Genomic DNA, 25,511 nt, shown 5'->3' with positions numbered 1-25,511 from the left:
CAGGGCTTAAGGATTTTCTTTTATTTGCGCGGCAAATTATACTTACGGCGTTTTTCCCAAAGGCTTTTGCGGCTAATGCCAAGCTTGTTAGCCAATTCTGTATCGGTGCAAGTAGAAGAAAAATGCCTGATCGCTTCTCTTTCATATTCTTGAATGGAAAGGAAAGTCGTGTGGTTGCTGAACAAAGATAGAGGGTTATTGCCGCACTCAATCCTCACAATTTTAGGAAATTCTAAGGGTTCTTTATGGGTATAGGACAAAACAATAGGGCATGAACGGGCCAATTCTAACAATTTCAATTGCTCATCTTTTTTAAGCTCTTCTAAATGCATGATGTAAAAAGGGCGTTCTAGTTTGTCTTTATTCCTGTATAGTTCTTTCCAAGTGGTATCCTTTAAAGAGAAAAAAGAAAAATCCATTTGCCTTTCTTTAGCGTATTGCAATAAATAAGCGTTCGCAAGCTCTTGAGAGGGCGTGTGGATGATAAAGGGCGGCCGGTAAGAAAAATCTTTAGGCAAGGGCAATTCCGCATGGATAAAGTCTAAGTAATTTTCATAAAATCCCAAGCGAGCGGTCATTTCTTGGTAGGCTTTGTGGTATTGGATTTTGCGCAACAATTCATCCATTTTAAAAGGTTTTAGAATATAATCTCTCGCTCCCGCTTGAATGGGTTTATTCACGCCATCTTCATTGACATGCGAAGCCATCATGATAATGATTTGCTTGGAATTATAACGCACAAAATGTTCGCAACGCCCTTGAGTGCAAACTTTAGAAGAAACTAAAATCACATCATAAGGCTCTTTGTTTTCTTCTGAAATGCTAGAGATGATCTCGCAAAAATGCCCTAAATCATGCAAATTATGAGAGATACTCCTAGCTAGCGCTAAATCGTCTTCAATGATTAAGATTTTCATCCATTCTTCCTTTTATCGCGTTTAAAGTTTTTGTTGATAACGCATGCTCACATGCGCTTGGACTAACAGCCCTTCTTGTTTGCCAATGAACCCCATTTTTTCCATTGTAGTGGCTTTCAAGCTGATTTGAGATTTTTCTAAACCCAAAAGTTGGCTCAAACTCTCTAAAATCGCCGGTTTGTAAGGAGTGATTTTAGGGATTTCGCTAAAGATGGTCGCCCCCATTTCAAACAATTCAAACCCAATGCTTTGAGAAAAATCCAACACGATTTTTAAAAGCTCTTTAGAAGAGGCGTTTTTGTATTTGGGGTCATTATCAGGGAACCATTCGCCAATATCCCCTCCTTTAATCGCTCCTAAAATCGAATCAATAACCGCATGCAACAAAGCATCGCCATCGCTATGGGCCTTTAACCCAAACTCGCAATCCAAAACAACCCCCCCTAAAACCATAGGCTTATTTTTAATGAACGCATGCGTATCAAAGCCCATGCCTATAAAAGTGTCTTTTGCTGGGTTAAAAAAGAGAGCAAAATGTTTCAAATCGTCGCTCGTGGTGAGTTTGTGCAAATTTTTACTGCCTTCAATATAACTCACACGATCAGGGAAAGCTTGTAAAATCGCACTGCTTTCATCTTTAAAATCCCCTTGGTTTAGGGCTGATTGGAGTGCTTTGGTGTGGCTTAATTGCGGGGTTTGAATGAGTTTGATCGCTTCTCTATCTAAAGCCTCGTTATAATAGATCGCTGTGTCATAGCAAGGCAAGTAAGGAGCGATGCAATAATGGCTTGTTTGTTGGAGAGTCAAAAACAAACTTTTGAGCGTTTCCATATTGGCTAAACCCCTAGCCGCATCGCTGGTGAGCGTGTAAGCGCTATCAATTATTTTTAAAGCGTTACGAACGGATTCTTGCCTTGATGCCCCGCCTTTTACAAGCTTGATTTCAGGGTAATGGCGTTTGATATAAATATAATCCCATTCGCTTACGACTAAAAGGATTTCTTTAAAGTCTAGGGCTTCTTTAAAGCTTTCATAAACGCTGAGCCATAAGGGGGTATGATTAGAGCGCAACCATTGTTTTTTAATCGTTTGAGAAAATCGTTTCGATTCCCCAGCAGCCAATAAAACAACGCTCGTTTGTTTAACAAGAATCTCTAGCGTTTCTTTAGTTTCAAAAGGGTCTTCTTCCAAACTTTCTAAAGAGAGTTTAAAAGCTTCCCCATTCACTCTAATCAAAGACATGCGACCAACAACCCACCTCTATCATTTCACCAAAATGATCCTATAACCTTGATTCAAATCCAAAACTAAGAATCGTTTGGGTTTACCTTTATACTTTTCTAAAGCATGGTTAAAATCCGCAACGCTTTTCACTTCAACCTCTTCAATTTTAGTGATAATGTTGCCTTGCCTAAAGCCGGCTTGTTCTGCTGGGGAATTTTCATTCACTTGAGAAACTAAAACCCCTTGAACATCATCGCTCAAACGCATAGACCTTTTGGTTTTTTGAGTTAAATCTTCTACTTGAAGCCCGTTCAATTGGCCTTGTGCACCGTTTTGAGCAGAAATGGTTTCTTTTTTGTTAGGGTTTTTCCTTTCGGCAAGAGTGAGGGTGAAGGTGCGTTCTTTTTTGTCTCTAATGACTTTTAAGGTTACTCTTTGATTGGGTAGCATGGAGCCGATTAGATTTCTTAATTCATTCGTGTTTTTAACCTTTTTCCCATTGACTTCAGTGATCAAATCCCACACCAAAATCCCTACTTTTTTAGCCGGAGAGTCTTTTTCTACGCTAATGACTACCGCCCCTTCTTTATTGTCATAAGAATTTTGCAAATCGCCACTCAAATCTTGCAAGCCCACGCCCAAGTAACCTCTCTCAATCTTACCGGTTTTGATGAGTTGGGTTACAATATCTTTAACCATGTTAGAAGGGATGGCAAAGCCAATGCCGTGGTTGCCTCCGGTTTTAGAGATAATAGCGGTATTGATCCCCACTAACCCTCCACGGCTATCAATCAAAGCGCCACCGGAATTCCCAGGATTAATGGAAGCGTCTGTTTGAATGAAATTTTCATAGCTGTTGATCCCAATCCCGCTTTTATTGAGTGCTGAAACAATGCCTTGCGTAACGCTTTCACCCACGCCAAAAGGGTTACCAATCGCAAAAACCAAATCGCCCACTAAAATATCATTAGAATCAGAGAATTTGATCGTGGGCAAGTTGTCTTTAGTGATGCGAATCACGGCTAAATCGCTTTCAGAATCAGTACCTACTAGAGTGGCGGAATATTCTTTATTGCTCCCTGGAATGGTAACTTTAATCTTATCGGCACCATCAATCACATGGTTGTTAGTTACAATATAACCATCTTTAGAAATGATGACGCCGCTGCCTAAAGCCCTTTCCATTCTTTCTTTAGGGATCATGCCGCCCAAATCCCCAAAAAATTGTTGGAAAAAGGGGTCATTAAACACACCGCCACCTATAAAATTGTTTTTAATCTTCTTTTCAGTGGAGATATTCACCACCGCCTTAATCGAATCCTTAATAGAATCGTGGTAAGAATAGATCGTATCGTCTTTAGAGGGGACACTCACTCGCTCTTTAACTTTGGGCATGTTTTGGATTTGGATATTGCCCGCATTCAAGCTTAACGCTAAAGCCAAAGAGATAAAAAGGGTTTTTTTCATCATGGTTACTTCCTTAAAATGTGCTAAACTTCAAAATTAAAAAGAGATTATATCAAATCTTTTTTGTTATTTTCATTAGCTTTCTGTGTAAAATAGTATCCAATGTAACAAATAACAGCAAAAACAATCGTTAAAATCATCCCAATGCGTTGATCTTTATCCATAGCCGAACCAATCACGCCGATGATACACCCAGTGATCCCTATGAGTTGCAAAAAGGGTAGAAAGGGGGCTTTATAAGGCAAATCCTCTAAAGAATGCCCGGCTTTTAAGTATTGCTTGCGGAAAGAATATTGCGAAACAGACACGCTAACCCACACAATAATCACCGTGAAACTGATCACATTAATCAAAGCTTCCACGACATTTTCTTTGGCATAAATTTGGACTAAAAGCCCTATGAGAGAAAAAGAAAGAGAAAAAAACATCGCATAAGTGGGTGTGCCTTGCCGGTTGAGTTTGGAAAAAACCTTAAAAAACATCTTTTGTTTGGACAGCCCATAAATCATGCGGCTCGCTCCATAAAGCCCTGAATTAGCGGTAGAAAACATCGCCGTAATGATAACAGCGTTCATTATATCAGCCACATAAGGGATACCCATGCCAATAAAGGGCAAGTTGATGCGTTCTAAAACGCTCACAAAAGGGCTTTGCGTGATAGAAGAATCATTCATGGGTAAAAAAACAGAAATGACAAACACAGAGCCTAAAAAGAAAAAGATAATCCGCCACAAGGTCGCTTTAATCGCTTTAGGCATCACTTTGCTAGCGTTTTTAGTCTCTCCCACAGCCACCCCAATCACCTCTGTGCCAGTGAATGCGAAAATCACCGCAAGCATCGCGCTAAAAACCGCTGCGCTCCCGTTAGGGAAAAACCCCTTATCGCCAAAATGGAAATTATCAAAAATAGAACTAAACCCATGCAAATAGATTTGATAGATGATCCCAATCGCGCCAATGCCTATAAAAGCGATCACCGCTAAAACTTTAATCAGGCTAAAGAAAAACTCGCCCTCGGCAAAAATTTTAACCGAAAAAAAGTTCAATAAAAAAACTAACGCAATGCATAAAATAACCCAATAATGGATAGGAATACCAGCAAACCAGCGTTGCATGAGCATGCCTATAGCGATGTATTCTAACGCCACCGTGATCACCCAGCCAAGCCAATACATCCAAAAAACCATATAGCCCGTGCCAGGGCCTATGAATTTAGCCGCATAATCCCCAAAACTTCCCGTAGTGGGATAAACGCTAGCCAATTCGCCTAAAGAGAGCATGATGCAATAAACCACAAGCCCTCCAAAACAATAAGCGATCAAGGTCCCTAAAGGGCCAGCGTTCGCAATATTACCCCCAGTGCCTACAAAAAGCCCTGTGCCAATCGCTCCCCCAAATGCAATCATTAAGAGATGGCGCATTTTCATGTCTCTTTTAAGCTCGCCTTGTTTTTGCGTTATTTCTTGATGCGTTATCTTTTGATTGTCCATGCGGCACCTCCTTAGATTGAAAATAAAAATAGCTTGAATTATAACAAAAATAAAATAAAATGATTTTTTTTAATTGAATATTGAAAATAAAATTTAAAAAAAAACGATCAAAAGCATTTTTTAAAGATTAAATAGCAAAAGAGCTTGATCAAGCGATAGTTTTTTAAGCGTTTTAAGGTTTTTTTAAAGAACGCTAAAAACTTCTTTTAAAACATTAAGATTTATAATATTTAATCGTGTAATCTATCCCCGAATAAAGGGTTAAAAAAACCGCTATAGCCACAAGCACATAAGAATAAGTTAAATTGGCTAATAAAGCGCCAATCGCCACGACTTGAGACACGGTTTTATACTTGCCTAACGCATTGACAGGAATATCCTTTTTTTCATTAGCGGCTAAGACTCTAAGCCCTGAAATAAAAAATTCGCGCCCTAAAATCACAAACGGGATCCACGCATTCACACGATCCAAATAAACTAACCCTAAAAACGCGCTCAAAATAAGGATTTTATCCGCTAAAGGATCAAAGATTTCCCCAAAGCGCGATTTGGCTTTATAGCTTCTAGCGATATAGCCGTCCAATAAATCCGTGAGCGCAGCAAACAAAAAAACCAATGAAGAGATCATGTTGATGTGAAAGGGGGTTAAAAAACTAAAATAAGTATGGGTGTTTAACAATAAAAATAATAAAAATAAGGATAAGACAATGCGTAAAATCGTCAAAAAATTAGGCAGGAGTTTTAAAACTTTCATGCTTTCAAAAAGACTTGTGAAAAATTCAAAAACGCGCGCCCTAAAAAGCTAAGCGCCACACACATTAAAATCACAGCGATCGTTAAAAAGATGATAACTAACGCTTGTGCTAAAACCCCCAAAAGAGCCAGCATGAAACTAAAAAGCAATAACCTAAACCCGCTTAAAAAAAATCTTTCTTGCGCGTAAAGGCTCAATTCTCTATAGAGTTTGTGCAAATAAAAAATAGAAACGCCATTACCGATTAGCGAAAGGGCGTTACTGGCGTTAGGGACAAAATAGCTTAAAAGAGCGCATAAAATCACCGCTAAAAAACTGAAAGCGAAATTTTCAAAAAAACTCAGATGGTGCGTGATTTTAGAAAGCCTGTAAAAACCAATCGCTCCGGCAATAAACCCAAGCGCGCACAAAAAAAGAGACAATAACACGATATAAGCTAGTTGATGGCTGAATAGGTTAGAAATTTGAAACGATTTCGCCCCGCTTGAAACAAGAAAAAGCACCAACAAAATAGCCCCACACAAAGGGGCGAAAAAATAGCACAACAAGCATTTTTTAATGAATTGCAACTCTTTGTTTTGGTGGATGTGGATAATGTTTTGCAAGAAAAATCTTTACTTAAAAGTGGTCCCGCCATCTACAACGATCGTTTGCCCTGTAAGCCAACCGCTTTGGGTTTCATCGCATAAAAAATAAGCCGCTCCGGCTAGATCGTTAGGATTACCCATGCGTTTTAGGGGCGATTGCTCTTCTACTTTTTCTTTAATCTCCATATAATCAGGGAAGGCTTTCAAAGCGTCCGTATCAATAGGCCCGCCACTAACCGCATTCACTCTAATGTTAAATTCGCCTAAATCCACAGCAGCGTATTTGACCATGGTTTCTACGGCGTTTTTAGAATTGCCATGCCCAGCATAATTAGGCATATAGACCAAATTCCCGGTAGAGCTTAAGCTCACGATCGCCCCGCCGCCTATTTTTTGCATGCGTTTTGCCGCTTCTTGAGCCCCTACCACAAACGCTAACACGGTGGCTGTGTAAATATTGTTCAACCCCTTAGGTTTTAATCGCATGAAAGGTGCAAATCCCCCCACAACAGAGCGCCCGTAAATAATAGCGTTAGAAATAAAAAAATCCACTCTGTCAAAATCCGCGTCAATTTGCTTGAAAAGCTCTGTGTATTGCTCAGGCTCTAAAACATTGAGAGAGTAGGCTTTGGCTTTGATGGAATATTTTTGCTCCACATCTTCTATGATTTTGTTGGCTTCTTCAACATTTTTATTGTAAGTGAAAGCGATATTCACGCCGCTTTGAGCGAAGCGATACAATATCGCCTTGCCAATCCCTCTCGTCGCGCCGCTGATCACTAGGGTTTTATTTTTCATGTGATTGGAACCATTCATGCAATTACCTCATATTGTTGTAAAGTTTTTTCTAAAAGTTGAATCGTTTCTTTGCTTGGGGCCACTAAAGGCAGTCTGTAACTTGGGTTTTCAATCAAGCCGGCTAAATGCATAGCCATTTTAATAGGGATAGGATTTGTTTCTACAAAAAGGGCTTGGTGCAAATGAAAAAGCTTATTTTGGATTTCTAGGGCTTGTTGGTATTCAAGTTTGAGCGCGCAATTGACCATTTGTGAAATCAAATTAGGCATTAAATTACCGGTCACTGAAACCACCCCACACCCCCCTGAAAACATGATAGAGTGGTTGAGTGAATCTTCCCCGCTAAAAATTTTAAAATCTTTTTCATAATAATGCAATTCTGTTACCCTTTTCAAAGAGCCAGACGCTTCTTTAATGGCTTTAATGTTAGGGATTTCTCTAAAGAGTTTGAGAGCGGTTGGAACTTCAATAGACACGCCCGTTCGGCTTGGCACATCATAAAGCATGACAGGGATTTCCACCGATTGAGCGATCGTTTTATAATGTTCAAACAAGCCTTGTTGGGTGGGGCGGTTATAATAAGGGCTTACGCATAAAATCGCATCCGCGCCGATTTTTTGAGCGAACTTTGCTAAAGAAAGGGACTCGCTTGTGGCGTTACTGCCCACGCCGGCTAACACTTTCATGCACGAATTGGAGAGCGTTTTAGTGTTTTTGCAAGTTTCTATGGCGATTTCAATGCAACGCATGTGCTCTTTGTGGGTGAGCGTGGCGGATTCTCCTGTCGTGCCAACAGGCACGCATGCGTCCATGCCCTGAAAAATCTGGCGCTTGATCAAGGCTTCATAAGCGGCCTCATCAACGCTCAAATCTTTTTTAAAAGGCGTAATTAACGCACTAGATGAATGGAATTGCATATTATAAGGCTCTTTTAAGGTTTCAAATACACGGTGGTTGATTGGGTGTCTTTAAAATATTCATTGGCCACACGCACCAAATCGCTCACTTTTAAATCCAAAAATTGTTGCTGATAATCCGTCAAGCCTTGAATATCGTTTTGCACTAAATAGTCCGCAAAAAGCCCCGCCACATCGCTAGAACTTTCTAAATTAGAAATAAAGTCAGCTTTTTGATTGATTTTGAGCTTGTCTAACTCCGCTTGAGTGATTTCGCCTTTTTTAAGCTTTTCTAAAAGCGCTACGATTTCTTTTTGTAAGGCTTCGGCTTTGACATTAGGATTACCCCCCGCAATGAATAAAAACACGCTTTCATCTTGTAATTGCATGTTGTGTGAGAAAGCTTGAGAAGCCAGGCGTTTTTTATCCACTAATTCGCTTTGTAACCATGAGCTTTTACCTTCGCCTAAAAGCTTGCTTAACGCATCTAGGGCGACTTGATCCTTATGCTTGAAAGCAGGCACTTTATACCCTAACGCTACCCATTCTAAATGAACCCCATCTTTATGCACGATCGCCGTTCTGGCTCCATCTTGCTTAGGCTCTTTCATGTAAGGGGTGGGGATAGTTTTTCCATCAAGGTTTTTTAAGGATTCAAAATGCTTTTTACTCAATTCAAAAACCTTTTGGGAATTGACATCGCCTACCACTAAAACGATAGCGTTTTTAGGCTGATAATAGAGCGAATGGAATTTTTTAATGTCTTTTAAAGTCCAGTTTTGAATATCGTCCATAAAACCAATGGGCGTCCAATGGTAGGGGTGATAGACATAAGCGGTGTTAAAAAAGCGGAAATAAAGCATGCCGATAGGGGAATTATCAGTGCGCCATCGCCTTTCTTCAGCGACCACTTGACGCTCAGGCAAAAACTCGTCTTCTTTTAAATTCAAAGAACCCATGGTTTCAGCGAACAATTCTAAAGATTTATCCAAGTTAGCCTGACTAGTTTTAATGAAATAGCGTGTAATATCAAAGCTCGTAGAAGCGTTACTCACGCCCCCAAAACGCTTAACGATCTTATCAAATTCGCCGGCTTTAAGGTTTTTAGTGCTTTTAAAATTCAAATGCTCTAACATGTGAGCGATCCCGCTCTTGCCCATGACTTCGTTTCTAGAGCCGACTTTATAAAGCACATCCACTTCTATAACCCCGGTTTTATTTTCTAGGGGGACGCTTACGACTTGCAACCCATTCTTTAAAGTAATACTCTCATGTTTGGGTAAGTAAGATTGTGCGTGCATGCTCGCTCCTAAAGTGACTAGCAAGACAGAACTAAGCCTCAAAAGTCTTTTAACAGAAAAATGTTTCATCTTAAATCCGCTCCTATAGCCTCTTTGACGCTCAAAAATCCATCTTTTTGGAGTAATTTTACCAAATCTTTAAGAATATTTTGGCATAAATTTGGCCCATTGTAAATAAAAGCACTATAAATTTGTAACAGACTCGCTCCCATTTTAATCCTTTCATAAGCATCTTTGGCATCGCTAATCCCCCCCACAGAAACAAGAACGCTTTTATTAAAAAAAGCTTTAGCCAGTTCTTTAAAGATTTCACGGCTTTTTTTAGTCAAGCATTTCCCGCTCAAGCCCCCCATTTCTTTAGGAGCGAACACTAGGCTTTTATCAATCGTGGTGTTAGTCGCAATAATCCCATGCGCTCCCGCTCCAATAGCGCTATTGACAATCTCTAGCATGTCATCTGTTTCTAAATCCGGGGCGATTTTTAAAAATAAAGGCTTATGGGTCATTTCTTTCGCCATGCAAAAAAGCTCATGCACAAACGCTTTATTTTGTAAATCCCTTAAATTAGGGGTGTTGGGAGAAGAAAGGTTGAAAGTGTAATAATCGCCAATGTTTAAACATTGATTTAAAACCGCCTTGTAATCTTCTAAGGCATGCGCTTGCTCTATGTGTTTGTTTTTGCCTAAATTGATGCCAATAGGGGTTTTATAAGGGGCGAAGCGCTTAAACGATCTCGCTCCTAAAATCGCCCCGTAATTATTAAACCCCATCGCATTTTGTAAGGACTCTTCTTCAATGTGCCTGAAAAGCCTTGGTCTTTCATTCCCGCTTTGCGCAATATTAGTCAATGTGCCTGCTTCCAAATAGCCAAACCCAAAAGCGATTAACGCCCTAAGCATGGAAGCGTTTTTATCAAAGCCGGCGGCTAAGCCTAAGGGGTTAGGGAAATTTAAGCCTAAAATTTCATTTTCAAGTTTTGGGTTTTTATAACCCCATTGAGAATGGATTAAATTACACAAAAAGGGCGATCTAGAAAGCGTTCTTAAAATTTGACAAACCTTTTCATGCGCGTCTTCAGCGTCCAGGCTAAAAAGATATTTTTTTACTAATGAATAAAACATTTAAATCCTTGTCTTTTATGATTTGAACGATAACCTTTAAAAGGTTTTAAGGGCTTGTTTTTCAAAATAATCCTGTGAATTTAAAGGATCGTTAGGGTTTGAAACTTTAGCGTAACGGCCTTTAGAATTTAACTCGTAGCGTTTTAGGGTGTCTTTTAATTGGATTTCTAAAATATGCAACAATTTATTGGCGATCTTTGGGTTTGTGGCGGGAACAAGCAATTCCACGCGCCTTTCTAAATTCCTGGGCATTAAATCCGCGCTAGAAAAATAGATATTTTCATGTTTAAAATAATAAATGCGTGCATGTTCTAAATATTTCCCCACAATAGAATACACCCTGATATTTTCGCTCAACCCCTTGACTTGGGGCTTTAAACAGCAAATCCCTCTAATAATGAGATCAATTTTAACCCCTTTTTGAGAGGCTTGATAGAGCCATTCAATGATTTCGCTATCCACTAGGGCGTTGGCTTTTAAAATGATATAGCCTTCTTGTTTGTGATTCATTTCATTTTGAATGAGTTCAATGATTTTAGGCTTAATTTGTTTAGGCGCCATAAAAAGCGTTTCTAATGTGTTGCTAGTGGCGCTACTCGTCAGCAAGGAATGGAAAAGCTTGATAATGTCGTTAGCGATTTCATTTTTAGCGCTAAAAAAACTCACATCGGCATAGACTTTAGCGCTCAAAGGGTTGTAATTGCCCGTGCTTAAATGGGTGAAATGGCGTAATTGGTTGTCTGCTTTTTTGGTGATTACGAGCATTTTAGCATGCACTTTGAGTTTGAAAACGCCATAAACGACTAACGCGCCCGCCCTTTCTAAAGCTTTTGCCCAATGCAGATTGCTTTCTTCATCAAAGCGCGCTTTTAATTCCACTAAAACGCTCACTTGAATCTTGCTCGCCGCTTCAATTAAAGCTTTGACAATGGGGGAATGCTTGCCCACACGATAAAGCGTCATTTTGATAGAAAGGGTGGTTGGATCGCTAGCGGCTTGCTCTATTAAATCAATCACAGGCTCAAAACTTTCATAAGGATGAAACAGCAACAGATCTTGCTTTTCTATGGATTTGAAGAGATCGTTTTCATTGAAATGAGGGTGGATTTTGGGCGTGAAATTGGGCGATTTGAGCGCTTTAAAATCGCTATGATTGACTAATTCCCACAAATCCCCTAAATTGAGCATGATCATGCTTTTATAGGCATGCATGCCGGTGGGTTTGTGTTTTTTGTGAGAGTGGGTTTGAAAACTCCTTAAAGACGCTAAAAGGGTTTTTAAAAGCTCTTGGCTCCCTTTTTGGGTTTGCAAGCGCACGATTTCGCCTTGATTTCTTTTCCTTAAGCTCTTACTCATCAAATCCGCATAATCATGCGCTTCATCTTCAGTGATGGCAATATCCGCATCGCAAGTTACCCTAAACGCCATGCAATCTAAAATCTCATGCTCTAAAAACAATTCTTCTAAATGCGCTTCTACGATTTCTTCAGCCAGCACGAACAAGCCTTTTTCTAGCTCTACAAAACGGAAGATAAAAGAGGGGAGTTTGATGAGTGCATAGGAGGTGGTTTGGGTTTCTTTGTCTTTAATGCGGGCAAAAAGCGCGAAAGTCAAATTCGCTAAAGGCGGGAAAGTGTGCGAAGAATCCAACTTAAAAGGCAAAACTAACGCATAAAGTTGCTCTTTAAAATAGGTTTTAGCCTTAGCTTTTTGCTCTAAATTCAATTCATTATAGGGGGTGATACAAAGCCCTTTTTTAAAGAGTAGGGCTTGAATTTTTTGGAATTCCAACTCCCTTTCTTCAATTTCATGCGCTAAATAATGCTTGATTTTTTCTAATTGTTCTTCAGGGCTTGCGCCATCAATGCCTTTAGAAGCGATTTTATGCTCATAGAGTTGTTTAAGCCCTGCTACTCTTATCATGTAAAATTCGTCTAAATTCGTGTCATAAATGGCTAAAAATTTCAAGCGCTCTAATAAAGGCAAGCTCTCATCTTTGGCTTCGTTTAAAACCCTTGTGTTAAAAGCTAACCATGAAAGCTCTCGGTTAAAGAAACGATTCAATAAAAATCCTTTAAATCATCATGTTTAAAAATCAGTTTGTTTAGTGTGATTATATAATGAAATGATAATCATTGAAGTTTTTTTAAAAAGTCATGGTCGGAGTAGCGGGATTCAAACCCACGACCTCACCCACCCCAAGGGTGCGCGCTAATCAGGCTGCGCCATACTCCGCAATAAAAAAGAGAGATTGTAGCGCGAGTTTGCTTAGTTGTTGCTTATTTTTGGTTTTTATGTTTTCATTGGGGTTTGACTTGTTGGGTTAAAAGTAGGGGGAGTAGGAAATCTCTGATTTGTTCTAATTTTTTAGAAGTTCTTGTGTTAATGGATATAAGCGTGAGTAGTGGCATAATAATTTGATTGAATTTTTTAATTTCATGCACGGACGGCATGTAAATAGGGTATTTTTTAAGCAAATTTTTTTGTAAGTGTTTAAGGCTAGTTCCTTGAAAAAAGCTTTGATTGATATGGGTTTTTATACTTGAGAGCAGTAAATATAAATAGTCGCTAAATTCGTTAGCGCAAATACACCAAGTATCCGTTGAATAAGAAGCTTTGCCTACATAAAATTTAATACCAGCATTACCTCCAGTATTTAAAAAGCAATTTCTGCCATCAATGATCGCTTTAGGATAGGATAAGATATTATCTCCGCTTGTAAAAAAGGGGTATTTATCTTGGGTTTTTTGGGCATTTTTAACCATAATACTAGATTTAGGATTTTCAATAATGATTTGTTCTAGCTTTGCATTTTTAGGTTTGTATTTGAAATAATATTCATAGATTTTATAAGCGAGCGTGTGTAAAAGCTCATTGATTTTGTGGTTGTTCTCTATTTTTTGATCTAAGACAGAAAGCGTGCGGGCTATTTTTTGTTGTGTTTCTATATTTGGCAATAAGACTTCTATTTCTTGAAAAATTGTTTTTGGAATAATTGGCACAACTGTAGAGAGAGCTATATTTTTAAAAAGCTCTTTTTTGTTAGATAGATAGTAGTATAAGTAGAATGGATTACAAAAATCTTTAATGTTTGTAATAGAATTTATTTGCTGATTTGTTGCGCATTTATCAAAACACATGCGAACTATACCCACATCACCTATACACCCTACAAGAATGCTTGTGTTATCTATTGTGTTGTTTTGTATGCTTTTTAAACCACTATCACTAAGCGTTCTTGGTGTTTTAATAATACGATATATGCCATGCAAATCATTTGGTGTAATAAACATGTATTTGCCATTAAAAAAGTCTAAATTAGAAGTTTTAGGGGTTTTTCCTGTTACGATTTTTCCTATATTTTTAAGTTTATATGTTTTATTATCACTCAAACCTAACCCCTTTTAAAGTTTCTAAAATTTCTTGTTGCAAGCTCTGGCTTTCATCAAAAAGGCTTGTGAGTTCGCTTGAATATTGCTGCATTAAATTTTCAAACTCTGCTTGGCTGATTTTCTCGCTGGTGTCTTCTATAATGAAATACTGCCCGGGGTTTAGAGAATAATTTTTTTCTGTGATTTCATCAAAAGAAACCAGAGCGCAAAAATCCGCTTTTGGGGTTTTATTTTGAAAAGTTTCTAAAATCAAATCAATATCGCTTGTTCTTAAGCGCGTTTTTTTGTTTTTGTTTTCGGTGTATTCTTCGCCGAGTTTGGAAGCGTCAATCAAAACTACTTCATTTGCGCTTGGCGTTTTTTGAAAAAAGATGATGCTCACATTAGTGCTGGTGTTGGCAAAAACCTGACTGGGCATGCAAACCACCCCATAAACGAGCCTTTCATCTACTAAATGCCGGATAATCTTATTTTCTATCCCGCTTTTAGCGCTAATGAATCCGGTTGGCACGACTATAGCCCCTTTACCCTTATTACTAAGCATGTTCAAGCAATGCTGGAAAAAGAGCGTGTAAATGGGCATTTTGTCTTTAGCGTTTTTAGGGATATTAGGCACGCCTAAGAAAAAATCGTTTTTGTTTTGCGAAATCTCGGCATGCTCGTTGGAAAAATCCAGCTTGAAAGGGGGGTTACTCACGATGTAATCCATTTTCCCTTTAAGGTCTTTAGAATGGTAGGGGTTGGTTAAAGTGTTTCCCTCAATGGCGTTTTTTAAAGAGTGGGTCAAGTCGTTTAAAATGAGGTTGAGTTTGAGCATTCTTAAGGATTTTTGCGAAATGTCTTGGGCATAAAGGGTGCAAGAATCCGTGCCTATTTGGTGGGCTAATGCCATTAAAAGCGTTCCTGTGCCCGCGCTTGGGTCATAGATTTTGACGCTTTGAGTTGGCTCATTAATTAAAAGCTTAGCAATGATGCTAGCGATGCTTAAAGGGGTGTAGTATTCGGCGTATTTGCCTCCGCCGGCGTTATTGTAATCTTTGAGTAAGTATTCAAAAATGGGGGCGAAAAAATCATAGCCTTGTTGGTTTTGCAAGTTTAAAAAAGCTTGTTTGAAATTAAAATTTTTGAGTTTGTCTAGTAAAGCTCTGGTGAAATTAGCCCTTTTAGATTCTTCATTAATGTATTGTGAGACGCTTTCAAATAGGGCGATAGTGGTTTTATCCGTGCTTGTGGTGTTAAAAAGCTCGGCATTATTGCTAGAAATACGATTAAAAATAATATCTAGCTTTAGGTGTAAATCGTTATCGTTAAAATGTTTTTCAAAAAGATAGCTTAAAAGATCATCATAGGCGAGTTTGGGGAGTCTTTTATCTATTAAGGTAATAAAAAAATTTTCTTTCTCTTCTTCGTTAAAGTCTTTGTAATCTTGTATTGTTTGGTTAGGAAATTCTTGTTCAAAAAGGAATTCAAACTTATCGCATAAGAATTTATACAAAAAGCATTGCGTGATGATTTTGTATTCGTTGCCGTCGTTCCCTAAACCAAAACTCGCGCAAGTGGCTTTTAACTCATCAATGAGGCTTAGGGTGTCTTGTTTGATTTGTAATAAAGCGTTATTAGGCATTCAAATTTCCTTGATGGTGGTTTTGCAGCTCGTTAAAAAGGGTTTGAATGATAAATTCTTTTTCTTTTTCTAAATCTTTTAAGGAGGGGTTTTCTTTGAAGGCGTTCCTTAATTCTAGTTTTATGGCATTTTTTAGGTAATCTTCTTCGTTTAAGATTTCTTGACGCTTAGAAATACGATCATCAATAGCGCTTTTTAACACGCTTAAAAGCGTGAAAATTCCCACTGGGTCAGAAATGTTTTCTTCCATAAGGCGCTTATGCGTGATCGCATAAGCTAAATTATTATCGTATTTATTTAATAAGTGGGTGGTTTGTTGGTTGTGTTGTTTGAGTTGTGAAATGATCGCGCTATAAGAATGAGAAATCCCATCAAAATTCTGGCTTGTTGCGGGCGTTTGGAGCAGTTTTGAAAGTTCTTTATAAATCTTTTGGATTTCTTTATCTTTTTGATCCGGGATTTTTTCTAAAATCTCTTTAACTTGCTTTTGTTTGGCGCTAATTTCTTCGCTTTCTTTAAAGTGTAATTCTTTGCGTTCTTTAAACGCTATTTTAAAGTCTAAAAGAGCGATGAGGTCTTCTAAAATGATTAAATCGTTGGGGTTTTTAGGCTCATTGATATTTTTTAATGCATGGAGTTGTTTGGCTTTTTGGCTGAGCATGAAAGAGATTTTATTGATCTTTTCAATATCAATTTTTTCTTTTAGTGAAAGGATTGTTTCATCAATAGAAGTGCGGATTAAATTGTAGCGCTCTTTGAGCGTTTTAATAGCGTGTGAGACTTTTTGTAACTCGTTAATTCCGCTCATATTGACAATGGCGCTAGTCATGCCCTCTATATTGTCAATGGGGTAATCAAAAAGATCATTATAGGCGTTTTTAATGTCTTTTTCTAAAACCTCACGATCCGCAAAAATGTCTTTGATATTAAAATCGCTGTTGGCATCGCTTTGATTGAATCGGTTTAATTCTTTCAAATAATCATCAGTCGTTTTGTCAAAATTTTCTTCAATCCCTACAAAATCTATAAGGTAGCCAAAAGACATGTTGTTATAGGGGCGATTCACTCTGGCTAGGGCTTGGAGTAAATTGTGATCTTTTAACTCTCTGTGGATATAAAGGCGCTTGAGATTGGGTAAATCAAAGCCGGTTAAAAGCATGTTAAACACAAAGGCTATATCCGTATCTTCATGTTTGAAAGAATAAATCTTTTCTTTAACTTCTTGTTCGTCATGCAAAATCAGGCTGGATTTGAGTTTGTTTAAAATTTGCAGGTTAGGGTTTTCTTGTAAGATTTTTTCTTGGACTTCATTAAAAAGCAAATTGGCTAATCTGGCTTGCTGGCTTGAAAAACAAACCACCATAGCCTTTAAATGTTTATCATTGCCATTCGAACGCCTGAAATCCAATAAATCTCTAATGATATAAGAGAGCATGGCTTTAATGTATTTCTCATCATTAAAGATCATTTCTTTTTTAACCTCTATGTCTTCAATAGTGATGCTTTCTTGTAAAAGGCGATAGATTTCTTGCAGTTCTTCTTTGTAGCTCTTTTCAATGGTTTCTAAAAAGAGTTTTAGGGTGTGTCTGTCTTTAATGGATTCTGCATAAGAATAGGTGTGAAAGTAGTTGCCAAAAGTTTTTTTAGTGGCTTTATCTTGTGCGTTGTCTTCTAACAGGGGCGTGCCTGTGAGAGCGATTTTAATCGCATTTTTGTCGCATTCTATCAAATTAGCGTAAAAACAACCTTTAGGATCGTAGCTCCTGTGGGCTTCATCTATGATAAACACCCTTTGTAAATCGTGGCTATTTTGAATGGATTCTTGCAAGTCCGTTTTAGAAACAATTTCTTTAGGAGTGCTATCAGAGGAGTCTTCATTGGGGGCTTTGAATTTTTGGATATTCACAACGATGATTTCATCATTCCCTTGAAGGCTTTCAAACACGCTAGAGCTTTTTAATTTTTGGCTCAAGTCCTCTTTATTTTCTGCCTCATGCGCTTGAAGGCCTCTTTTTAAAAACTCGTTTTTGGCTTGTTCTAATAAATCCAACCTATCCACAATAAAATAAAATTTAGTCTTTTTGTTTAGGTTGGATTGGCTAAAAAAGTCTCTGATGAGTTTGGTTAAATGGTAGGTTAAGGCGGTTTTACCGCTGCCTTGCGTGTGCCAAATGATGCCTTTTAAGGGGTCTTTTGGGGGATCTTTTGGGTTAGTTTCATAATGCTTTTGTAATTCTTTTAAAACATTCAAGCTCGCAAACATCTGCGCATAACGCCAAATGTGTTTTTTAAACTCTGATTTTTCTTTTAGGAAACTGATGCCGTATTTTAGGATAAAGCAAAGCCTTTTTTTGGAGCAAAACGAAGTTAAAAGGGAGTTTGTGGGGCTGTCTTTAGGGCGTTTTAGGTAGTCGGTGTCTTTAAGGTTAAATTCGTTTAAGACGCGTTTTTGAATTTCTTCAAGCGATTGATGGTTTTGATGATTTTGATGATTTTCGGGGGGGGGGGGTAATATCTAACTTATTGGCTTCAATAAAGCGTTGGAAAATGGGCGAATAAGAAGCGCTATAAAACGCGCCTTGATCGGGGTTGTTTTCATCATAGGCTAAGTCATCGCTAAAGAGCCAGATTTGCGCAAGGTTATAAAAAACTTTGTTTTCAGGGTTTTTATAGCGTTTGATGTGGCGATCTTTTTCCTCTCTAATGCCTTGTCCGGCTAAAGGCTGTTTAACTTCTATATTCACCAAAGGCAAGCCATTGATAAAAAGGGTGATGTCAGGCCTAAAGGATTTATAGGGTAATTCAGCCATCATTTCATAAAGGTTGTTGTTAGGGTTATCAAAGTCTATGATTTGATGCTCGCTTTTGAGCAAGTATTCATAAAAGCTTTTGCCCAAATCATCATAATTCAAGCGTTTTTTCATTTCAGCAAGAACATCTTTTGCGTCTTTAGTAGGGTTTAAGGGGTTTAATCGGTTAAACGCTTGAGTGAAACTCTCTGTTAAAATATTAGTGGCCGTGTCTGGGTTAAGCTTATTTTTTTGAGAAATAAAGTTATAGCCCAACTTGGCTAAATGCATTAAGGCAGGGATTTGAACCCTTGTGATTTCATTGTATGGCATGCACACCCCTTAGATTTAAGGTTGTTATTATAGTGTAAAAGTGAAAATCATGGTTGTTTGAGTTGCATTTGCAACAACAAACAAGCTTTTTTAAGGAATTGTTTCAAGGCGTTTTGAGAGAATTTGATAAAACGCGTCAGCTCATTTTTTTTAAGATGCAATGAAACGATTAGAACGCTTTGTAAGATATGAGCGATACTCCCTTCAAATAAAATGCCTATAGTAGGAGTTTTAGCACTTATTGTTTGGCAAAATTCATTCAAGCTATCCACCCATTCAAATATTTCTTGCTTGGTTTTGCAAGGCGTGTTTAAACGCATGAAAAAATCCTCTTTAAAACTAATAAGATTTTTTTGTAAATTTTTTAAATCCTTAGCATGATGACTTCTAGGGCTAAACATGCTTTTAATGCGAGCGATAGTGTCTTGTTTGTTGATTTGTTTCAATTTCACTTGAGAGCGATTGAGGCTAACAGCATGCTTGATTTTAGCCCCATAACTTAAATTATAGACTTTTTTAGGCCGGTAATAATTAAGGGCTTCTTCAATCCTTTCTTTAGAGAGCAAAAAAAGCGAGTCGCTAAAAGTTTCATAACCCTTAAAATTACCCTCTATGCTGATTAAAGATGAAGTGTCAATTTCTTTTTCATTTTCATAATAGGAATTTTGAGCGTGCTTTTTAAACCCTTTAATGTAAGCACAATCTAAAGCGCACAAATAAATCTCATCGCTCATCAAACCCGCTAAAGCCACCCCAGCATTGCCCACAAAAGGCGCTGCGTATTCTATACTTAAAGGGCTTATATACGCGCAAGCACTCCCCCCACGCATAAACATTAACGCTTCTTTGGCTGTATTAAAAGCGTTAGGATTGAGCATGTTAGCCCCCATTAAGGGGGTGTCTTCTAGGGGGGCTTTTTCTAAAACCTCTTTAAGGTAGTCTGTGCGCTCCACTTCTATTTGAAAATCCACTTTGATGCCATGCGTTTTTAAAGGCTTTAAAGCGGTTCCGCATGAAAAAATAATGAAATGATCTTCATTTTCTTTTAAAAAATCCAGCAATAAATCCAGGCTTGGCCCGTTACCCACCACGCAAATGGGAGCGTTAATCTTTTTAGGTTTAATCTTTAGAGTTTGGTATAAGGGTAAGTTTTTAAGCGTGTTTTTTAACCCTAGTAATTCATCTTCAAAACTCCCCCAACCCCTTAAAGCCTGTTTGTAATAGCTTTGAATGGTTTCTCGCATGCGTGAATTAAAAGTGCTTTTATAGGGCATGATTTCTAACTTTAAAAAAGAATGCGTGATAGGGCGTTTCAAAAAATCCATTTTCAATTCATTGGGGTTAAAAAACCCTTGAATAAAGAGTTTAGCCCCTTTTGTAATCAAATCTTCATAACGCACAAAATAACAGCTGATTTTAAACAAATCTAAATTTTCTTCAAACAAATAAAGCGAATGGAAGCGGTAATTTTGAGCCTGCAAAATAGCCAAAAACAAGCCGTCCAAGACGCCATAAATCATGGTAGGGGGTAAGAATTTCTTTAAAGAGCAAGGCGTTTGATCATTATCTAAAAAGTTTGAGATCGCATGCGTGGCTTTAAGGGTTATGGGGAGTTTGGGGTTGTTTTGAGTTTTTAAATAATTTAAAGAGAGATGGTTATTGTCTAATGACCATCTGGGATTATTCAGGGGGTTAGAAGCCATGTTAAAAGCGGTTTCTATCATTTGATTTTTAGGGTAGCTTAAAGCGTTTGTGGGCGTGTGTAAGAGATTGAAGTGGTTTTTTTCAAAAAGCAATTGGTAATTTTTAAAAGGCGTATTGAGAGCGTTAAAAAGATTAGGATTATAAGATTTGAAAAAAACTAAATTATCCCTAAAACGCTTTAAAATTTCTTTTTCTAAAAAGGGCGCATCAAAAGATTCTAGGGCTTTTAAAAAGGGCATTCAATAGCCTTTTTCACAAGACCCCTTAGGAGTCTTTTAAATCATTTTCTAAGAGTTGGGAAGCGAGGGCGATTTTTTTCAAAGAGATAAAATCTTGTTCGCTGTAGCGTTTGTTGTCATTCATTTTATGGTAATAGGGGGTGCTTAAATTCAGGGCTTTTTCCTCTAAATCTTGCTTGGTTATATTAGTTTGGATTCCAAAAAGATTTTTTGCTTCTTCTAAAGACATGGGGATTTCTATGGAATTGAAGCGTTCAAAATTATCATAAAGCTCGTTAAAATCCTGATTGTCTATCTGCAAAAACGCCCCCACATCTAAAAACAATTCTTTTTCTTTGCCATCTAAAATCCCGTCAGTATAGGCTAATAACATAAGAAATTCCACTAATTTCAAGCGTTTGGCGTATTCCCCATGCGTGTGCTCAGCGATTTCTTGGCATAAGGATTCAAAATTTTCTTTTTTATCCACAGGCTCATTGAGAATCTCTTTGGCTAAATTTTGCTGTTCGCTGTTTAAGGGCTGCTCTAATTCATGGATAAAAAGTGTTCTTAAGGCGTTATCCAAAGCGTTTTTTTGAATGTCTAAAAACTTTAAAAGACGCATATACGCACCTGTTTGGGTTTGTTTGAATTTGTCTAGGGGGCTAGATTGCACTAACAAATAGGGGTCATGTTTCAAGTCGTATTCTTCGGTTTTGGTTTTAGGGTTTAGGGGGTTTTTCAAATATTCTTTGAGGGTGTTGTAAAAATAAAACAACACAACCGCCGCAACAATTAATAAAATGATTTCCATGATTTTCCTTTATGAGTATTTTTTCATTTGTTCTTTGAGGTCTTGTTTTTGCCTGCTCTCTCGCTCTTTTTTGGCTTGATAAAGACGCATTTGCTCTTCTTTTTGCTTGTCTTGTAAGATCATTTTCCTCTCATGGTTTTTTTTAAGCCGTTCTATGTATTCTTCTCGTTTTTCTGGGTCTTGGAAACTCACAGGGCGGATGAAAAAAATAAACAAAATCAACACAAAAATCCCTATAGCGACAATTTCAGAGCCTTCGCCATTGAAAGCATACCAAAGCCCTCCCATCAAAGAAGCGAGAGCGAGTTTTAAAAAAGCGTTCATCTTAAATGAAAGTAACCTTATGATAATGCGTATCAAGCCCTAAAGCTTGCGTGTTTTTTTCCCCCATAGCCATTAGCGCGATTTGAGGTAAAAATAAAGTGGGGGTGTTGTCATTATCTCTTTTATAAACTTTTGAAGCTTTTAAGCTTAAATTTTCAAAAGCATGAAAAAGCCCCAAAGAATGCGCGATTAAAAAATCCGCCCCCAAATCAATCCCTAAATAGCGTAAATGCGCACACTGGAGTAAGCCGCTTTCTTCATTGACTTCTAAAAGGGGGGCGTAATTTTGAAAAGACTCTAAAAAATAGGGGGCTTTTAAATGGATTTTATTGAAAAAATGATCGCTTTGTTTAATGCGGGAAAATTCAGCCCCCAAAAACGCATCAAAAGGGCTTTTCAATTCCCATGCCAAAAATTCATTAACCCACTCATTAAGATAGACTATCTCAACGCCTTTTTCATAAACAAGCTGGTATTTTTTCAATTTTTCATTGACGGAGTCGATGATTTCAGGGTTGTTGTCTAAAACTTCTTTAGCATGCAAGATATTCAAATACGCGTCTTCTTCGCAAAAAATGAGCGAAACGCCATTGGCTTTGGCTAGAGCCAGATTATACGCAGAAGCTGTGAGGAAATCATGCGTGCTTATAATCTTCCCATAATAGCCTCCATCATAACAAAAAGGCAGATCAATGATTTTTTGCCCCATTTTTTCTAAATAGAGCTTAGCGCTTTTTAGAAGCGATTGCGCGTTTAAATGCTTCGCATAAGCGTTAAAGAGCGCGCAAGTTTTAGGGGGGTTAGGCGTTTTAGGGGGGTTAGAATGGTATTGGAAAAGGCTTAAAAGGTTTTTAGAAAAATCTTTCCATGGCTTGATTTTGGAATTGGTTAGGATTTCTTGCAATTCATAGATTTCATGGTCAATATTGTCATCGTTTTTATAGAGGTAATGCACCACGCTTAAAAAATTCATCACGCCGCTTTCAGGCTGAGAAATCATCTCTAATAACCGGTTGCGCTCTGTGGGGTAGCGCTTCATCAGCCATTTAACATACAAGAAAAAGCCATCGCCCAGATATTTAGGGTTTGTTTGGGGGTTGATAAAATTGATTTGAATAAACTTTTCTAATTCTTCTTTTTCGCCTTTAGTGATGTAGGGGACTTGTTTGAAAAAATCTTCATAGTTTTTTAAAACCGCCTTTTCATCAATCATTAAGTCTTTTAAAGCGTATCGTTTGGATAGGGGATCTAGCACCCACTCTTTAGAAAAAAACGCCACCAAATCGCTCACTTTAGCGTCTTCAAACACCGCAATTTGATTGATTTTAAGCGCGATATTTTCACTATAGCTCACGCCTTTGAGTTGTTTTAAAAGATCCAAAAGGTATTGATCTTCTTGGTATTCTAAAAAATAAGACTCATAAGCAGGGTTGTAATCTTTGTTGGTTTCAAAACGAAAGACTTTTACATGCAATTTCAAAACGCTCATCAATGATTCCTTTAGCTTTTGTGCAGATTTTCTAAAATCGTGCGGTTTTTGGAATTGGAAAAAAGGGCCTCTTTAGAATCCAACCATTCTTTAGACTCCCGCTCATCATTTTTTGGCTCTTGAAGGAGCGGTTCTTCTTTTTGAAACAATTCAAGCGAATCGCAACGATTGAATAAAACGGCATTTTCATTGTTTTCTTTGATAAGGATTTGAATGATGCCAGGAAGTTCCACTTGAACCACGCTGCCAATGTTATTAGGGCCAAACCCGGCTTCAAACTGCACGCTTTTTGCATCAATCATCAAGCTTTCTAAGGTGTATCCGGCTAAAACAAACAGCACTAATGTGCCGAATTTTTCATGGATTTCTTTAGGGAGCTTGGGGGAAAAATCAATCGCATCTCTTTCGCACAAAAGGTTGAAACTCAAATGGTTTTTGGACAGAAATTGCAAGTATTCAATGCAATGCTTGTTGTTTAAAAGCCTTAATTCTTTTTGCATGCGAGCAACCTTTCAAATTCTTCTAACAAATGACGCACCTCTTGCATGCCAATTTCCCAAAATTCCTTGCTATCAATGTCAAAGCCAAACATGGACACTAATTCTTTAGGGCTTTTTGACCCTCCTAAGCTCAAAAATTCCGTGTAAGTTTTAACAAACTCTTTAGCGTCGCTTTTTTTATAAAGCCCATAAAGCGCCAAAGTTAAAAGCTGCCCGTAACTATAAGCGTAGCAATAAAAAGGCGAATGGATAAAATGGGGGATATAGCTCCACCATAAATGGTAGTTTTTAGTGAGTTTCACGCTCTTTTCAAACATTCTTTGATTTTCTTCAAACCAGATTCGATCAAAATCCTTGGTGTCTAATTCTTCATCAATTTCATGGATTCTTCTTTCAAAATTAGTCATCACCACTTGCCTAAAAAGGGTAGAAAAAATATCTTCTAGCTTGCCTGCCAGCATGAAAAGGAGTTCATCAGATTTTAAACCCTTTTTTAAATGCTCAAAAAACAGCATTTCAGAAAAGACGGAAGCGGTTTCTGCGGTGGTTAAGGGCGTATCCATGTTCAATACGCCTTGTTTTTTGGACAATTCTTGGTGGATCATATGCCCAAATTCATGAGCGATAGTGAAAGCGTCTCGGCGGTTTCCTGTGTAGTTTAATAGCACATAAGGGTGAGTGCTAGGCACCCCACCATGGCTAAAAGCCCCGCCTTGCTTAAAGTCTTTAGGGTGTGAATCCACCCACCCCTCTTTAATTGCTTTAGAAGCGATTTTATAAAATTCAGGGCTAAAGGCTTTAAGGGTGTTAAGCACTTCTTCTAAAGCTTGAGAGTAAGTCATGGTGGTGTTTTCATCGCTTAAAGGGGCGTAGCGATCGTAATCTTTGAGTTTATGCCCTAAAATTTGTGCTTTTTGATGGTAGTAACGATGCACTAAAGAAAAATTAGCGTTCACAATCTCTATCATGCTATCCACGCTCTCTTGGGAGATCTGGTTGTCAATGTGGCGGAAACTCTCTTTTTTATCGTATTTTCTTAGCCTAGTTTCAATGAGCAAATCCTTACGCACCATGTTTAAAATGTAAGTGAGTAAAGGGCGGGATTTTTCTAACACTTTGCTGAAAGCTTTTTGAGATTTTTTACGGATCTTGCGTTTGGGGTTGTGCAAGAGGGCTAAAATTTCTTCTTCGCTTAAATTTTGCTCTTCAAAAGGGATTTTCAAAGAAGAAAAATGCTCATCAAAAAGACGGCTAAACGCGCCCACCCCCACAGGTGAAAGGGCTAGAGCGATCTTTTCTTCATCTAAATTTAAGGTGTGCTTTTTCTTTTCTATGAGATTGTTTAGATAAAAAGCATGATCTTTGCATTTTTTAATGAAAGCGAGTTGTTTTTTGGCGTCCAAATTCTTAAATTCAATTTCAAAGAATAAAAGGTGTTGTTGGATATTTGTGCAAGCCATTTCGCATTGCGAATAAAACTTCGCTTCTTTGGCGTTCTTAGCAAAAAGCAATTGGGCGTAAGTCATCACTTTAGAGATTTTTTCTGACAAATCTTCGTAATGTTTAAGAGCGTTGGCAAATCCTGCAGTGTCTAAATTCTTAAGGTTGTTTTGATAAGCGCTCTCAAATTCTTGTGCTTCTGTTTGTAAGGTTTTTAAAAATTCTTCTGCACTTTCTTTATTTTCAAATAAAGCACTTAAATCCCATTCTTGTTCTTTCATGAAATCCCCTTTTTATACCAATTTGGAGTTAAAATATGCTTGTATTTT

The 25,511-nt window shown here is 37.9% G+C and carries 21 protein-coding genes and 1 tRNA gene; all 22 read right to left on the bottom strand.

Annotation, left to right across the window (positions count from 1 at the left end; translation table 11 throughout):
- Positions 1–20 precede the first annotated feature (20 nt).
- Positions 21–917, bottom strand: coding sequence for an OriC activity response regulator (locus QAP06_RS05340; protein ID WP_140471266.1), 897 nt, complete (start codon positions 915–917; stop codon positions 21–23).
- Positions 918–938: 21 nt separating this feature from the next.
- A complete protein-coding gene (locus QAP06_RS05335; RefSeq protein ID WP_286465251.1) occupies positions 939–2,159 on the bottom strand; it encodes a bifunctional 2-C-methyl-D-erythritol 4-phosphate cytidylyltransferase/2-C-methyl-D-erythritol 2,4-cyclodiphosphate synthase in 1,221 nt (406 codons plus the stop codon).
- A gap of 21 nt (positions 2,160–2,180) precedes the next feature.
- Complete coding sequence (locus tag QAP06_RS05330; protein ID WP_140607757.1) at positions 2,181–3,611, bottom strand: Do family serine endopeptidase; 1,431 nt, start codon at positions 3,609–3,611, stop codon at positions 2,181–2,183.
- 44 nt (positions 3,612–3,655) lie between these two features.
- Positions 3,656–5,098 (bottom strand): amino acid permease, encoded by a 1,443-nt coding sequence (locus tag QAP06_RS05325; protein ID WP_286465237.1) that lies wholly within the window; start codon positions 5,096–5,098, stop codon positions 3,656–3,658.
- A 214-nt stretch (positions 5,099–5,312) separates the two neighbouring features.
- Positions 5,313–5,852: a CDP-diacylglycerol--glycerol-3-phosphate 3-phosphatidyltransferase gene (gene pgsA / locus QAP06_RS05320; RefSeq protein ID WP_001890782.1), complete on the bottom strand. Its 540-nt coding sequence runs from the start codon at positions 5,850–5,852 to the stop codon at positions 5,313–5,315.
- Complete coding sequence (locus QAP06_RS05315; RefSeq protein WP_286465234.1) at positions 5,849–6,457, bottom strand: hypothetical protein; 609 nt, start codon at positions 6,455–6,457, stop codon at positions 5,849–5,851. Before QAP06_RS05315 ends, pgsA begins: the two co-directional genes overlap by 4 nt.
- 9 nt (positions 6,458–6,466) lie before the next feature.
- Positions 6,467–7,255, bottom strand: a complete 789-nt coding sequence (locus QAP06_RS05310; protein ID WP_001014516.1) for an enoyl-ACP reductase — start codon at positions 7,253–7,255, stop codon at positions 6,467–6,469.
- Positions 7,252–8,154 (bottom strand): 4-hydroxy-tetrahydrodipicolinate synthase, encoded by a 903-nt coding sequence (gene dapA / locus QAP06_RS05305; protein ID WP_286465231.1) that lies wholly within the window; start codon positions 8,152–8,154, stop codon positions 7,252–7,254. The genes QAP06_RS05310 and dapA overlap by 4 nt, the downstream gene beginning before the upstream one ends.
- 14 nt (positions 8,155–8,168) lie before the next feature.
- Positions 8,169–9,503, bottom strand: a complete 1,335-nt coding sequence (gene pqqE / locus QAP06_RS05300) for a zinc protease PqqE (RefSeq protein WP_286465229.1) — start codon at positions 9,501–9,503, stop codon at positions 8,169–8,171.
- Entirely contained in the window at positions 9,500–10,555 is a 1,056-nt protein-coding gene (locus QAP06_RS05295; RefSeq protein ID WP_286465227.1) for a quinone-dependent dihydroorotate dehydrogenase, read from the bottom strand. The genes pqqE and QAP06_RS05295 overlap by 4 nt, the downstream gene beginning before the upstream one ends.
- A gap of 36 nt (positions 10,556–10,591) precedes the next feature.
- The gene (locus QAP06_RS05290; RefSeq protein ID WP_286465226.1) at positions 10,592–12,619 is read right to left on the bottom strand and encodes an RNA degradosome polyphosphate kinase; all 2,028 of its coding nucleotides are present in this window, start codon (positions 12,617–12,619) and stop codon (positions 10,592–10,594) included.
- A 93-nt stretch (positions 12,620–12,712) separates the two neighbouring features.
- Positions 12,713–12,790, bottom strand: a tRNA-Pro gene (locus QAP06_RS05285).
- 65 nt (positions 12,791–12,855) lie between these two features.
- A complete protein-coding gene (locus QAP06_RS05280) occupies positions 12,856–13,947 on the bottom strand; it encodes a restriction endonuclease subunit S (protein WP_286465224.1) in 1,092 nt (363 codons plus the stop codon).
- The gene (locus QAP06_RS05275; RefSeq protein ID WP_286465223.1) at positions 13,940–15,571 is read right to left on the bottom strand and encodes an N-6 DNA methylase; all 1,632 of its coding nucleotides are present in this window, start codon (positions 15,569–15,571) and stop codon (positions 13,940–13,942) included. Before QAP06_RS05275 ends, QAP06_RS05280 begins: the two co-directional genes overlap by 8 nt.
- The gene (locus QAP06_RS05270; RefSeq protein WP_286465221.1) at positions 15,564–17,834 is read right to left on the bottom strand and encodes a DEAD/DEAH box helicase family protein; all 2,271 of its coding nucleotides are present in this window, start codon (positions 17,832–17,834) and stop codon (positions 15,564–15,566) included. Before QAP06_RS05270 ends, QAP06_RS05275 begins: the two co-directional genes overlap by 8 nt.
- A 196-nt stretch (positions 17,835–18,030) precedes the next feature.
- On the bottom strand, positions 18,031–18,693 hold the full coding sequence (locus QAP06_RS05265; protein ID WP_350317255.1) for a type I restriction endonuclease: 663 nt from the start codon (positions 18,691–18,693) through the stop codon (positions 18,031–18,033).
- 47 nt (positions 18,694–18,740) lie between these two features.
- Entirely contained in the window at positions 18,741–20,636 is a 1,896-nt protein-coding gene (locus QAP06_RS05260) for a motility associated factor glycosyltransferase family protein (RefSeq protein ID WP_286465219.1), read from the bottom strand.
- Positions 20,637–20,661: 25 nt separating this feature from the next.
- Positions 20,662–21,429 (bottom strand): TerB family tellurite resistance protein, encoded by a 768-nt coding sequence (locus QAP06_RS05255; protein ID WP_286465217.1) that lies wholly within the window; start codon positions 21,427–21,429, stop codon positions 20,662–20,664.
- A 9-nt stretch (positions 21,430–21,438) separates the two neighbouring features.
- Entirely contained in the window at positions 21,439–21,753 is a 315-nt protein-coding gene (locus QAP06_RS05250) for a hypothetical protein (RefSeq protein ID WP_286465215.1), read from the bottom strand.
- 1 nt (position 21,754) lies between these two features.
- Positions 21,755–23,242, bottom strand: coding sequence for a DUF5644 domain-containing protein (locus tag QAP06_RS05245; RefSeq protein ID WP_286465213.1), 1,488 nt, complete (start codon positions 23,240–23,242; stop codon positions 21,755–21,757).
- Between the two features lie 11 nt (positions 23,243–23,253).
- On the bottom strand, positions 23,254–23,742 hold the full coding sequence (locus QAP06_RS05240; protein WP_286465211.1) for a hypothetical protein: 489 nt from the start codon (positions 23,740–23,742) through the stop codon (positions 23,254–23,256).
- Positions 23,727–25,463, bottom strand: a complete 1,737-nt coding sequence (locus QAP06_RS05235) for a M3 family oligoendopeptidase (RefSeq protein WP_286465210.1) — start codon at positions 25,461–25,463, stop codon at positions 23,727–23,729. The genes QAP06_RS05240 and QAP06_RS05235 overlap by 16 nt, the downstream gene beginning before the upstream one ends.
- Between the last annotated feature and the right edge of the window lie 48 nt (positions 25,464–25,511).

Source organism: Helicobacter pylori, assembly GCF_030323545.1.
Classification (GTDB): Bacteria; Campylobacterota; Campylobacteria; order Campylobacterales; family Helicobacteraceae; genus Helicobacter; species Helicobacter pylori_CO.
The sequence above is the reverse complement of the archived record's forward strand: the minus strand, read 5'-3'. Positions and strand labels throughout refer to the sequence as shown.